This window comes from Corynebacterium casei LMG S-19264 (genome assembly GCF_000550785.1).
GTDB lineage: Bacteria > Actinomycetota > Actinomycetes > Mycobacteriales > Mycobacteriaceae > Corynebacterium > Corynebacterium casei.
Window position 1 is genome coordinate 2,352,182 of the sequence record NZ_CP004350.1, and the last position, 12,948, is coordinate 2,365,129.

Below are 12,948 nucleotides of genomic sequence, written 5' to 3' on the forward strand. Positions count from 1 at the left end.
CAAAGCGGTTGCTTTAGAGGCGAGTTTTAGTGCGTTAAGGAGTGTTTTCTCCTCCTATTATGACCTTAAGCGCGGATGATTCCGAGCACGCGTTCGACTATGCCGTCGACCTCTTTTTGGGTCTTGGCCTCGACATTTAGGCGCAAGAGCGGCTCGGTGTTGGAGGCGCGAACGTTAAACCAGGCGTCGGTTCCCTTCAATTCCACGGTGACACCATCAAGTTCATCAACAGACTCAATGTCATCTGCCATCTCATCCAGGATGGCCTTCTGGCTAGCCGCTTGGTCAGCCACGGTGGAGTTGATTTCACCGGAGGCTTGATAGCGGGAGTACTGAGCCATAAGTTCCGAAAGAGACTGCTCTGTCTGCCCCAGTGCGGCAAGCACATGGAGGGCGGCGAGCATACCAGAATCTGCGTTCCAGAATTCCTGGAAGTAGTAGTGCGCGGAGTGCTCTCCACCAAAGGCCGCGGAATGCTCTGCCATTTGCGCCTTAATAAAAGAGTGCCCCACACGGGTGCGCACGGCCTTGCCACCGTGTTCTGCAACCAGCTCTGGCACCGTCTTGGAGGTGATCAGGTTGTGGATGATGGTCGCGCCTGGGAACTTTGCCAAGTAGCGCTCCGCTACCAGTGCACAGATAGCCGATGGGGACACAGGATCGCCCTTTTCATCAACTACGAAGCAACGGTCAGCATCACCGTCAAAGGCTAGACCGATATCTGCGCCTTGCTCAACCACAAATTTCTGCAAGTCCACAAGGTTCTTTGGATCCAGTGGATTAGCTTCATGGTTCGGGAAGGTGCCGTCGAGTTCGAAGTAGAGCGGGCGGACATCGAAAGGCAATGCTTCAAAGACAGCTGGAACGGTGTGCCCACCCATGCCATTAGCAGCATCCACGGCAACAACCAGTGGACGCGAGGTCTTCAGGTCAACCAGGTCGTTGAGGAAGTCCGCGTAATCATCCAAAATGTCGCGGTGGGAGACAGTACCCGGGGTGACATCGGCAGGCGCAATACCTTCGACCATCTTGTCTTTGATATCTGCCAGGCCGGTTGCCTCACCCACTGGAGTTGCACCCTTGCGGCACAACTTGATGCCGTTGTACTGCGCCGGATTGTGCGAGGCAGTAAACATAGCGCCGGCACAGTTGAAAGTGCCCGCTGCGAAATAGAGCTGGTCGGTAGCGCACAGGCCCAGCTGCACAACATCCAAGCCTTGAGAGGTGACACCCTCAGCGAAGGCATCTGCCAACGCAGGCGATGATGGGCGCATGTCGTGGCCGATAGCCACAGTGGTCTCGCCCTCCCCGCGCAGGAGGTCAGCAAACGCTGCTCCTACATCGCGGACAAATGCTTCATCAATGTCTTGGCCGACAACGCCACGAACGTCATAGGCTTTAATCACTACATCCAGTGCTTCACGGTTACGCATAACCCGAAAGTTTAGCCGCCTTCAGCAATCAGGCGGCTATCGGGCAGTTCATTTGGCGGCCGTGTTGCCGACATCATAGGAAAAACCTTTTAAGGCTCCGGGGTCACATCCGGCACAACCGACAGGTGAGCGCGGCGGCGCTGGTGCGCATCTGCGACGCGGCGAGTGCGGAAGACTGGATGGTTTGAGCGCTGCGGATCTGCACCATCAAAGTTTGCCTGATAATCAATTGGGTCGCGTCCAGCGCCGGCAGTGTTGTCATCCACCAAGCCGGTGGTCACGCGGCCAGCCTCACGCACTGCCTCGGCCAAGGCCATCAGCTCTTCATCATCAAAGAGCTCAATGTGGTCAACGCGCACGAGCTCCCAGCCTTGAGGAGCAGTAATCTTATCCGCGTGGTCTGAGCACAAGTCCCAGGAATGCGGGTCATGCTCTTCAACCAACGGGCCAACAACGGCGGTTTGCTCACTGTAGGCATATGTCAACGTCGCTACGGCCGGACGGCCGCAGCCAGGGCGGGTACAACGACGAAACTCATTCACGAGAAACAAGTCTAAACCCTAACTTGAGATTTAGATAGTCCCCCAGCAAATCTCACCCTCACGCCCCCTCGCGTGGCGCGGCACAGATTTCAATGCGCAAGTCTTAGAATGTGGGGCATGAGTACAGCGCGCAACCACATTCGCCCCGCGCGCGACCGACATGGTCGCGGCTTGCGTGGACCGATGTTGCCGCAGCAAACCCCACGCTTTCGCACCCGTGGCCAGCACTTCGACATGGAGGTACTGGAAGCCTACTCCCCCATCCACAATGCTTATTTGGATGAGCTGTTGGGCCTCGACATCGCAGTCGATACCGTGCCGCGTATGCGCCTGCGCGCGGACATCACCATCTTGCCCGATGATATCGTGGCTGATGGCCCTGTCCCCCTGGGACGCATTGTGCCTGCCGGCGTGGACGCTGAGGGGCGCCCTACTCGCGCGCGTTTGGTGGTCTTTCGCAAGCCCATTGAGTCCCGGTGTGCCAACCGGCAAGAGCGCGAAGAACTACTCAGCGCAGTATTGACTGCCCTAGTAGCCAATTACCTCAACATCGATCCTGAGGTCATCGATCCCCGGTTTAACTGGTGACAAAACAACAACCCCACCACATGGTGAGGTTATGTTGTTAAATTTTGCCCCTAGCCGCGTCAACACCACTACCAGTCAGGGCACTGGCACTAATCTCTCACGCGTTGAAAGTTGAACGCAATTAGCCAATCTGGCGCTTAAGGCGGCGACGCTCACGGTCTGAGAGTCCACCCCAAATACCAAATCTTTCATCATGTTCAAGTGCATATTCCAAGCACTCATCGCGGACGGCACAAGCCTGGCAAATGCGCTTAGCTTCGCGGGTCGAACCCCCCTTTTCTGGGAAGAACGCCTCCGGGTCAGTTTGCGCGCACAAGGCTTGGTCTTGCCACTCCTGCTCGACGGCGCCAAAGAGTTCATCGAGCGTCATCTCTGCAGCAGCACCGCCACGGAGAATGGCGTTATTGTTTGGATTGTCCACGCCGATTCCTTCCTCCGTAGTTGGGTTGATTAATAAATTGGTTTCACGCCGCACACTGGTAGTGGGGCGCAAATAACACTGATGTGATTACACACCGAAACACTAAATATCGTCAACCCGATTTACGGGAATAATTCCCTTTCGCCCCGAAAGTGCACGTCAGGATCCCCACCAGTCACACTAGTCACAGGAGTTCAGGGGTGGGGCTACTTTATGGGGGTACTACATCTAGTAGCCAGTTTTAAAGCTGTTAACTATTTTCAGGAAAACACGGCGTGTCGCACCGCTTTCCCAGTTTTCTGGGATCCACCTGTGAAAAGCACGGTCGAAAAGCACGGTCGAAAAGCACAGAGACAGCAATACCGAGAAAAAGGGCGAAGGAAGAGAAAAGAGAACGGACAAAGGGACAGGCCAAAGGAAAAGGACACCGTCCATATAGAACAGTGTCCTTAACTGAGGGTTAGGCGTCGGAGCTAAAACGTACTCCGGCGTCTGGAATGTCAACGCCTGGGAAGATGCGCATGCCGTGCTGCAGTTCGCAGCGTGCGCCGATGGATGCGCCTTCACCAATCACGCAATCTTCAATGTGGGCATTTGCGCCAATGCGCGCGCCTGAAGCGATGATGGAGTTGGAGATGATTGCGCCCGGCTCAATGGTGGCGCCATCAAAGACTACAGTGCCGTCCAGGCGGCTGCCCGCACCGATTTCACTGCCCCGGCCCACAGAGGTACCGGAGAGCAACAGCACGCCACCGGCAATGCCAGCGGATGGATCCACGAGAGACTCACCAGTCTTGCCTTCCAGCAAAGGCGAGAAAGCAATGCCGCGAACCAGATCGGAGGAGCCACGGACGAAGTCATCGGGGCGGCCCATATCGCGCCAGTAGGAATTGTCCACGTGGCCAAAGACGTTGTAGCCGGCTTCCAGCACGCCAGGGAAGGTTTCGCGTTCCACTGACACCACGCGGTTTTCCGGAATGGTGGCGATCAGATCCTTCTTAAACACGTAGCAACCAGCGTTGATCTGATTGGTTGGTGGATCCTCAGTCTTTTCTAAGAACTCCAGTACGCGGCCATCGGCATCAGTTGGCACGCAACCAAAGGCCCGCGGGTCACGCACGTTAAGCAGGTGCATGGTCAGATCCGCGTCCTTGCTGTGGTGCGTATCCAAGATTCCGCCAAGATCCATGCCGGAGAGAATATCGCCGTTGAAGACCATCACGGTGTCGTGTTGCAAGCGGTCATAAACATTGCGGATACCGCCGCCGGTTCCCAGCGCGGTTTCCTCCACGACGTATTCAATATCCAGGCCCATCTCGGAGCCGTCACCGAAGTACTCTTCAAAGACTTCAGCCTTAAAAGACGTGGACATCACCACGTGTTTAATGCCCGCGGCTTTGATTCGTGCCAGTAGGTGCTGCAAGAAAGGATGGTTTGCGGTCGGCAGCATTGGCTTCGGGGTGCCAATTGTCAGGGGTCGAAGACGTGTACCACGACCGCCGACGAGAATCACCGCATCCACTGCGCGCTCGGCAGCCGGTTGCTGATCAGCAAAACGCTGGGCATCATTGCCCGTTGCGTTTGGAAGGCTATTCGCCATGAAGGCAACCTTTCAGTTCTTTAAACATCATGAATAGATAGCCTTCACAGACTATCTCAGAAAATCTTGCCCAAATTGTATGCCGATGAAAGCCGTTTTCAGTGCTGCGGCGCGGGCAAAATCTCTATGAGCTAACCAACAGTGAGCGAATTGCAAGGCCAAACTTCACTGCCCCCCGCAGGGGCGCCTGCCACGCGCCCGGGTAGCGGTCCGCAATAAAGCGGTATGCAGATTCATGGTGCGCGCGCAGCATCTTCTTTGAATTCGCTGAGGTGGAATGCCCCTTGGCGTGGGTGATGCATGCGCTTGGACAAAAGACATTGACATAGCCAGCGCGGGAGAAACGGTCGCCTAAATCAATGTCTTCGAGGTACATGAAATAGCGTTCATCGAACCCCCCGATGGCATCAAATGCTGACCAGCGCACCAAAACACACGAGCCAGAAAGCCAGCCGGCAGGCCGCTCACTACTCATGTCCTCTTCGTCGCGGTAGGCCTTGGACCATGGGTTATCAGGCCAGATATTGCCAAGCAGGGCATGGCCAATGCCGTTTGCAACGGTGGGCACAGCGCGCGCGGAGGGATAGTTAGAGCCATCAGGTTCCACAATGCGCGGGCCGACGGCACCAGCATTGTCCCAGCGTTTTGCGCACGCAATAAGCTTGTCGATGCTCCCTGGCGTAAATTCCACGTCCGGATTCGATAGCAGCACATACTCTTGGTCGATTTCACCGGCATCACGGGCAGCACGCAAGGCCTGCGCACCGGCATTCATGCCGCCGCCGTAGCCCAGGTTTCCACCGGTATCTAAAAACTGCACCCAGTCCAGCTTGTCAGCGGTGGCTTGCGGCACACCATCGGTGGAACCATTATCTGCCAGCACGACGTGTGCGCCTTGTGCGACTGCGGGAGAAATTGAGTCCAAGAATCGACCGAGGTAGTCACCTGGTGAATAAGTCACCGTGACAATCCCCAGTGGGGCCTGAAACTTAGACTGCGAAGCCGCAGAAGATGATATTGAATCGTTCACGATGGCACTTAGCGTACCCAAACTTGGACCAAACATCACCAATTGACACCGCCGAAAATGTGTCTATGTGAAGGGTCACTCTAATCCGTGCCAAAAGGTAGTCACAGTAGACATCAAATGCATCTATTCCCTTGTGGGAGCCTCGAAAGATCGCTTGAACTTGAGCTCCGTGGCGATAGTTATGCGGGATTCATGGACCTATGCCATAGAATGAGGTTTCTTAAACCCTGCCCGCTTAGAAAATGGGAAGCGAAATATAAGTGAGCTCTGACAATTTCCGGAAGGCGCGCGATATCCAACCTGCGCCAACAAGTGCTCCGGCGACTTCTCAGACAGGTTCCACAGCAATTAAAACCTTCATTGCTATCTTGTCTGTCATCGTGCTGTTGGTATCGGGCGTCGGCTATTTCACCGTCGGACGACTCAGTGGCGGCATGTCCTCTGCCTCCAACTTGAATTTGGGCGGTGATGGAAACGGCGGTGGCCAGGGCTTCAAAGACAACGTCGACGGCGCTGTCGATATTTTGCTCGTGGGTTCTGACTCCCGTTCCGATGCCCACGGCAACAGGCTTTCCGATGAAGAGTTGGCCGCGCTGCACGCTGGTGTGGACGATGGCGAAGAAAACACCGATACGTTGATGGTCATCCGTGTTCCCGATGATGGTTCACGTGCGACTGCGGTTTCTATCCCACGTGATACTTATGTGCGCGATGAGGAATACGGAAACATGAAGATCAATGGTGTCTACGCTGCCCACAAGTCAGCCAAGGTTGATGAGCTGGTGTCAGAAAACGAGGCCAAGCGCAGCGAAGGGGCCGATGACTCCGAGCTAATGTCGGAGAAAGAAATTGAGCAGGCTGGTGTGGATACCGGCCGTGCTGCACTGCTTGAGACCGTACGTGGCCTGACTGATATTGAGATTGACCACTATGCAGAGGTCGGCTTGCTAGGGTTCGTGCTTCTGACTGATGCAGTCAAGGGCGTGGACGTTTGTTTGAACGAGCCAGTTGATGATGAAATGTCTGGCGCTAAGTTCCCTGCGGGTGAGCAGACGCTCAACGGCGCGCAGGCTCTGTCATTCGTTCGCCAGCGCTATGGCCTTCCACGCAATGACCTAGACCGTATCGTTCGCCAGCAGGCGTTCATGGCTTCCTTGGTCAACAAGGTTCTGTCCACCGGCACTCTGACCTCCCCTGGCACCTTGAGCCAGATTTCTGAGGCAGTCGAGCGTTCCGTCATCATCGATGAGGACTGGGACATCATGGGCTTTGCAACCCAAATGGCCAACTTGGCCGGCGGCAACGTCACCTTCAACACCATCCCGGTTACATCCGTTGACGGCACCGGTGATTACGGCGAGTCCATCGTGACTGTCGATCCAAACCAGGTGCACCAGTTCTTCGAAGACTTGGCTGTTTCTGACACTTCTTCCGAAGCACCTGCTCCGGAAGAAACCGAGTCGGAGAAAGCACCTTCCGGCACTGGCCAGGAGCCAGTAGCTGAGGATATCTCCTTGCACGTTCTCAATGCAGGATCCGTCACCGGCATGGCCAGCGGTTTGACCGCTTGGCTGGAACAGACCGGCTACACCGTGGTGGAAACCTCCAACTCAATGCCTGGCATCTACGGCGAATCTCAGATCGTTGCGGCAGATCCATCCGACCCACGCGCCATTGCTCTGGCGGAACAGCTCGGCGGTCTGCCAATCACGGCTAACGCTGGCCTGGATGCGTCTTCCTTGGTCATTGTCACTGCAGATGATTACAACGGTCCATTAGATGAGTCTTCGACCGAACCAGAAACCTCGATGAATGAGCCAAGCCCTGAGGACACCGTGGGCACTCCTGGTGAAGACTTCGGCGCTGCTGAAGTCAGCCCAGAAATCGACGCGGGCGGCGATGGCCCTCGCTGTGTAAACTAGCTTCGCCCCTTTGGCTTACCCCGCTGTACTGGCCGTTTGTGAAAACCAACGGTGAGTCGGCGGGGTTTTGCTTACGATGGGCGGGTATGGACATGCTTAATCATTTGTTGACTGCTGATGCCGCCGCTCCTCGCCTGACGGTCTATAACGAATCCACCGGCGCACGCATGGATTTCTCCGCGCAGACGCTGGAGAACTGGGTGGCCAAGATCGCCAACATGCTGGAGGAAGAACTTGAACTCAGCAAAGATGATTCGCTGCGCATTGATCTTCCTGTGACCTGGCAAGCAGCGGTTATTGCACTGGGCTCGCTTGCTGCCGGCATTGATTTTGATTTTGTTAATTCTTCCGCGCCGAATGACAGCGCCGACTCGAGCCAGATCTTGAGCGCTGACGCGGTGTTTACTTCCCCCGACAAGTTTGAGCTCTACAGCGTGGGCAATATCGCGACCTCCACAGACGGTTCTACGCCAGATCTCGCGCTCGTGACAGATGATCCCTTCGGTCGCGGCGTTGTCGAATCCGGCGGCGAGCTGCCTTCCGGAGCAATCGATTTTGGCCCCACGGTGCGTTTCTACGGCGATGACTACTTCGGGCAGACCACCCCTCTGCCGCAGCTGTACCCACAAGCAGGCTCAGCGTCTCGCTTGCTGTCCACCGGGTGGCACGACAAAGAGACCTTCACAGTCGCCGTGCTTCACCCGCTCGCCGCTGGCGGTTCTGCAGTAGTTGTTTCCGGCTTGACCACAGCCGAGCGTCTACAGGAGATTGCTGATAACGAAAACACGACCGCGCGCCTCTAGATAAGCAGCGCGGTGCTGCACGCACTAACAGTCTTGGGGGCCGTGCTCCCAGGTTTCACGAATCAACTGCTTGAGCACCTCAAGATCAATATCCTCTGGCTTATTGACGTAGACACAGGAAGCACCAGTGGTGTGCTTTCCCAAAGATGCGCTGAGTTCTTCCCAACGCGGACTTTCTTGTAATCCGTAGAGCGACAGCTTTGCTTTGCGCGGTGAGAATCCCACGCGGAAGGTATCTCCCTCGCGTCCAGTCGCGTACTTGTAGTGTGCCTCTCCGTAGCCAATCATCGACGGGCCCCACAGACGCGGGGCATCTCCTGTGGCACGGGCAAAAATCTCTAGAAGTAGTTGTGCATGATCTGCGCGGCGACCTTCTACAGTCGCTAGATATTCTTCTAAGTCTGCATCATTGCCGGCGTGAGTCTTGATGTCTTCGTCTTGAACACCAGTGTGGCCAATGAACCACTCATTCTTGCGTTCTTCTGGTTCTGGAACGTCACCGGACATACTCATTCCGCGTTCTTTCAGAGCCAGTTGCAAGCGCTCAAGACCGCGTTTGCCCACACCATGGAAGCTAAGCAGGGTTTTGTAATCCGCGCCGTCAAGGGATTCGAGATCCGGATATCCGTATTCTTCAAGTGCACGGCGGGCTGGGTTTCCAACGCCTGGAACGTCATCAATTGCAGTCATGCCCAAATTCTAAAACAATTCTGGCAGCAAAAATCGAGAGTCATACTTTTGGATGATGTACAACTCCTTCGCGGCGCGTTAGTATCGAGGTGCGAGGTTGAGAGGCGCCGGATTTGATCCCCCCCGATGCAAACTGGCTGCCCCGCCCCGAACAAGGTGAACCTTGGTCCTCCACCCGAGACCAAGGTTCACCTTTTTAAATCTTCATCTACATTCCTCTCCGTGACTCAACCACATTTTGTGGTTTAACTACTCCCAGTGACTCAACAATTCAGACGTTAATATCTGGTACCCCGGTTGGGAAGAGCTTTAGACAAAGACGGTACGAAAGTTCCCTAACGTTGAACTATTCAAAGGCAAAAGCATTTTGCGTGAGCCAGAGATTTCCTTTCAATTGCGCTATGCAATCGGAATGGGCGTACGCTATCTGACGGATCAAAATTCGCCGGAGAAAGGCTGCCTCGGTGGACATCACCTCATTCAATGACGCACTCCCCTACATCTTCTTAGGGCTCATCATCTTCATCGGTTCTACCGTGCAAGGTGTCATTGGTTTTGGGCTTGGCACGATCTCCACTCCAATCATGGCGCTCATAAAGCCAGAACTAGTCCCTGTTGTGGTTCTGTGCTTGGCTTTTATCATCGCCTGCACAACACTGCACCGCTCCTGGTCGGAGACAGACTGGAAGATGGTGTGGTATTCCAATATCGCTCGCCTGCCCGGCACGGTTCTAGCAGTGTGGGCATTGGCAATCTTGTCCACCAATTCCCTGCAGTTGTTTATTGGCTGCGCAGTTATATTCACCATGGTGCTCAGCTCTTTGGGCTGGACACCAAAGGTCAACGCTCCGAATACCATTTTCGCTGGCCTGCTCTCAGGATTTCTAGGAACGTCCACTTCCATCGGTGGCCCGCCGATGGCGCTGTTGATGAAATCCTTTAATCCCACCAAAGCGCGCGGCACGCTTTCTGCCACATTCGTCTTCGGCAGTGTTGTTTCCATGCTGACCTTGGGAATTGGCGGCCAGATCACCACGTACCAGCTAAAGTTCGCTGCGATTTATCTTCCGCTGGCTATCCTAGGTTTGTTCGCAGCCAGCTACTTCAATCGGTTTGTTGACCGCAAGCTCCTCAACCGAATCGTCATCACCGTGTCCATCGGCGCATCGATTGTTCTCATCATTCAATCCTTGATCTGACGCTCACTTACATATGGCTAAGGATCACTAAAATTTGTGTCCCAAAATCGCTCCCTTGGGGCTAGTGTGGGTAGGGTCAAGAAACAATTTTAAGGAGATCTAAATGACTGCCAACATTTCAGAGGTTTTGTCCAAAGTCCCAACTGGCCTATTAATCAATGGCGAGTGGGTTGACGCTCAGGACGGCGCAACCTTTGATGTTGAAAACCCTGCAACAGGCGAGGTTATTGCAACCTTGGCTTCTGCAGGTGAAGCGGACGCACAGGCCGCTTTGGATGCTGCTTGCACAGTTCAAGATGAGTGGGCTGCAACCTCTCCTCGTGAGCGCTCCAACATTCTGCGCCGCGCCTTCGACTTGGTTCAGGAACGCGCTGAGACCTTTGCAACCCTGATGACTCTTGAGATGGGTAAGCCAATCGCAGAAGCCCGCGGTGAGGTCACCTACGGCGGCGAGTTCCTGCGCTGGTTCTCTGAGGAAGCAGTCCGTGACTACGGCCGCGCTTTCCCTGCCCCAGAAGGCACCCTGAACATGATCACCCGCCGCAAGCCAGTTGGCCCTTGCCTGCTCATTACCCCATGGAACTTCCCACTGGCTATGGCAACCCGCAAGGTTGCACCAGCTGTTGCAGCGGGCTGCACCATGGTTTTGAAGGCAGCGAAGCTGACCCCACTGACTTCTCAGTACTTCGCACAGACCATGATTGATGCCGGTCTGCCAGCAGGTGTCCTCAACGTTGTCTGCGGCAACTCCGCATCCGCCATCTCCGGTCCACTGATGGCAGACCCCCGTCTGCGCAAGGTGTCTTTCACCGGTTCCACCCCAGTGGGCAAGACCTTGCTCAAGGCTGCCGCTGACAATGTTCTGCGCACCTCCATGGAGCTCGGCGGCAACGCACCATTCATCGTCTTCGAAGACGCTGACATTGACCAAGCCGTGGAAGGCGCAATGGGCGCCAAGATGCGCAACATCGGCGAGGCCTGCACCGCAGCCAACCGTTTCATCATTCAAGAGTCTGTTGCTGAAGAGTTCGCGCAGAAGTTCGCGGACAAGATCGGTGCTTTGAAGCTGGGCAACGGCCTCGAAGACGGCATCACCTGTGGCCCACTGGTGGAGAAGAAGGCTCAGGAATCTGTTGCTTCCTTCGTTGATGACGCAGTTGAAAAGGGCGCGAAGGTTCTCGTCGGCGGCGAGCGTATTGAGGGCGCTGGCTTCTTCTACAAGCCAACCGTTTTGACGAATGTCTCCCCTGATATGCGCGTTGCTCAGGAAGAAATCTTCGGCCCGGTTGCTCCAATCATCACCTTCTCCGATGAGGATGAAGCACTCAAGATTGCCAATGACACCGAGTTTGGCTTGGCTTCCTACGTCTTCACCGAGAGCATCGACCGCATGTTCCGCGTTGCTGACGGTCTCGAGTTCGGCCTCATGGGCGCGAACGCAGGCGTTATCTCCAACGCTGCTGCCCCATTCGGCGGTATGAAGCAGTCCGGTATGGGCCGCGAGGGAGGCGCAGAAGGCATCGAGGAGTACACCTCCGTGCAGTACATCGGCATCCGTAACGCTTACGTGAACAAGTAAAAATCGCACTTAGCAGTACGTAAACGGTCCCTTTCACTCTGAGCTTTGTCTCAGTGAAAGGGACCGTTTGCTGTATGCCCAAACTTTTTGAAGCTACTTGTACATCACTGTGGATTTAAGAGCCTCTAATGCCGGGTCTCTACGTGACCTTCGGTCCCAGCTGCAGACTCGGTCTTGGTCCCAGCCTCGGCGGCTGACTCTGAGCCAGGGACGGTGTCCTCGGCTGGTGAAGCAGCAGGTGCCCCGCCGTTGTTCTTCGCGGCGGAACTCTTGCGGATTGATTTGGAGATGAATACGACACCCACGATGGCGGCGGCGACAAGCACGACCAAGGCAATTGCTGGGAGGATTCCGTCGCCAGTAAAGACTGCGATGGCGGCTTTCCAGCCGGCGAGGCCAACGCCACTGTAAATAGTTGCCCACGCCATTGCGCCAGGAATCTGCGCAACGGTGAACTTCCACCACTGGATACGAACCAAGCCGGCGGCAGCCAACACTGCGGTCTGAAGGCCAACGGTGAGATAGCTCAAGGGAACGGCAACAACACCGATCTTGTGCACCAAGGTGCGCCCGGTCTTCGTCTTGTCGCTGTTGAACCAGGCTTTGACCTTCGCCCACTTGCTTCCCGTATCTTCATCCGAGCCGACATGCGTCGCCGCGCTGGAGGCACCGCGTCCGATCCAGTATGTTCCCTGACCGCGCAGCGTACCCAGGATAAACATAAATATCCATGCTCCCCAGAAGGGGAAATCCGCCAGCATGTCATCCATAGAAAGCACTCGCTCCAAACGATTATCGCGTGGGAAACTCACCAAGATTGTTGTTGGGTTTGTTAGTGGGTTTCTTTAGGCTCAGCTTACCCAAGCCCCACCGGGGAACCAGAATTCCTTCTCCACATTTCACTTGATAGCTCAATCACATCGTCATTAAAGACCACCTTGGGCAAAAAGGAACGAAAGAGTACCCCCGCGGAGCAAAATGAGTGAATTTGGAAGCTGTAAGTACTTCGAAAGGAAAATATTCAAAGATTTAACTGCTACCTAAACGAAATTAGAGGTTAAATTACCTAAGTGCTATCTACAATCGTTTACATAAAGAATGGGGAAAATCGACTTTGTTGTTATGCCACGTAATCTAAAGC

The 12,948-nt window shown here is 55.1% G+C and carries 12 protein-coding genes; 5 read left to right on the top strand and 7 right to left on the bottom strand.

Translation table 11 applies throughout. The features are described 5' to 3' along the window. Positions 1 to 65: 65 nt before the first annotated feature. Positions 66 to 1,433 (bottom strand): phosphomannomutase/phosphoglucomutase, encoded by a 1,368-nt coding sequence (locus CCASEI_RS10780; RefSeq protein ID WP_006821978.1) that lies wholly within the window; start codon positions 1,431 to 1,433, stop codon positions 66 to 68. Positions 1,434 to 1,522: 89 nt separating this feature from the next. Further along, on the bottom strand, positions 1,523 to 1,975 hold the full coding sequence (locus CCASEI_RS10785) for a DUF3499 domain-containing protein (protein ID WP_006821977.1): 453 nt from the start codon (positions 1,973 to 1,975) through the stop codon (positions 1,523 to 1,525). Positions 1,976 to 2,092: 117 nt separating this feature from the next. Here CCASEI_RS10785 and CCASEI_RS10790 point away from each other — a divergent pair, with 117 nt between their 5' ends. Further along, positions 2,093 to 2,563, top strand: a complete 471-nt coding sequence (locus CCASEI_RS10790; RefSeq protein WP_006821976.1) for a metallopeptidase family protein — start codon at positions 2,093 to 2,095, stop codon at positions 2,561 to 2,563. A gap of 121 nt (positions 2,564 to 2,684) precedes the next feature. On the opposite strand, the gene CCASEI_RS10795 is transcribed toward CCASEI_RS10790, so the two are convergent. The 3 genes from CCASEI_RS10795 to CCASEI_RS10805 all read right to left on the bottom strand — a co-directional run bounded on the left by CCASEI_RS10795 (position 2,685) and on the right by CCASEI_RS10805 (position 5,650). Then, positions 2,685 to 2,933, bottom strand: coding sequence for a WhiB family transcriptional regulator (locus CCASEI_RS10795; RefSeq protein WP_147581137.1), 249 nt, complete (start codon positions 2,931 to 2,933; stop codon positions 2,685 to 2,687). Between the two features lie 511 nt (positions 2,934 to 3,444). After that, entirely contained in the window at positions 3,445 to 4,584 is a 1,140-nt protein-coding gene (locus CCASEI_RS10800; protein WP_006821974.1) for a mannose-1-phosphate guanylyltransferase, read from the bottom strand. 124 nt (positions 4,585 to 4,708) lie between these two features. Further along, the gene (locus CCASEI_RS10805; RefSeq protein WP_081466616.1) at positions 4,709 to 5,650 is read right to left on the bottom strand and encodes a glycosyltransferase family 2 protein; all 942 of its coding nucleotides are present in this window, start codon (positions 5,648 to 5,650) and stop codon (positions 4,709 to 4,711) included. Between the two features lie 224 nt (positions 5,651 to 5,874). On the opposite strand from CCASEI_RS10805, the gene CCASEI_RS10810 reads away from it, so the two are divergent. Next, on the top strand, positions 5,875 to 7,536 hold the full coding sequence (locus CCASEI_RS10810) for an LCP family protein (protein WP_006821972.1): 1,662 nt from the start codon (positions 5,875 to 5,877) through the stop codon (positions 7,534 to 7,536). An 86-nt stretch (positions 7,537 to 7,622) separates the two neighbouring features. Continuing rightward, entirely contained in the window at positions 7,623 to 8,339 is a 717-nt protein-coding gene (locus CCASEI_RS10815; RefSeq protein WP_025387986.1) for a TIGR03089 family protein, read from the top strand. Positions 8,340 to 8,363: 24 nt separating this feature from the next. Here CCASEI_RS10815 and CCASEI_RS10820 read toward each other — a convergent pair whose 3' ends face one another. Then, positions 8,364 to 9,029, bottom strand: a complete 666-nt coding sequence (locus tag CCASEI_RS10820; RefSeq protein WP_006821970.1) for a DUF1801 domain-containing protein — start codon at positions 9,027 to 9,029, stop codon at positions 8,364 to 8,366. 464 nt (positions 9,030 to 9,493) lie between these two features. On the opposite strand from CCASEI_RS10820, the gene CCASEI_RS10825 reads away from it, so the two are divergent. Both CCASEI_RS10825 and CCASEI_RS10830 read left to right on the top strand, forming a co-directional pair. Then, a complete protein-coding gene (locus tag CCASEI_RS10825) occupies positions 9,494 to 10,228 on the top strand; it encodes a sulfite exporter TauE/SafE family protein (RefSeq protein ID WP_006821969.1) in 735 nt (244 codons plus the stop codon). A gap of 103 nt (positions 10,229 to 10,331) precedes the next feature. Continuing rightward, the gene (locus CCASEI_RS10830; protein WP_006821967.1) at positions 10,332 to 11,807 is read left to right on the top strand and encodes an NAD-dependent succinate-semialdehyde dehydrogenase; all 1,476 of its coding nucleotides are present in this window, start codon (positions 10,332 to 10,334) and stop codon (positions 11,805 to 11,807) included. Between the two features lie 125 nt (positions 11,808 to 11,932). On the opposite strand, the gene CCASEI_RS10835 is transcribed toward CCASEI_RS10830, so the two are convergent. After that, on the bottom strand, positions 11,933 to 12,619 hold the full coding sequence (locus tag CCASEI_RS10835) for a DedA family protein (RefSeq protein WP_225868399.1): 687 nt from the start codon (positions 12,617 to 12,619) through the stop codon (positions 11,933 to 11,935). Positions 12,620 to 12,948 lie beyond the last annotated feature (329 nt).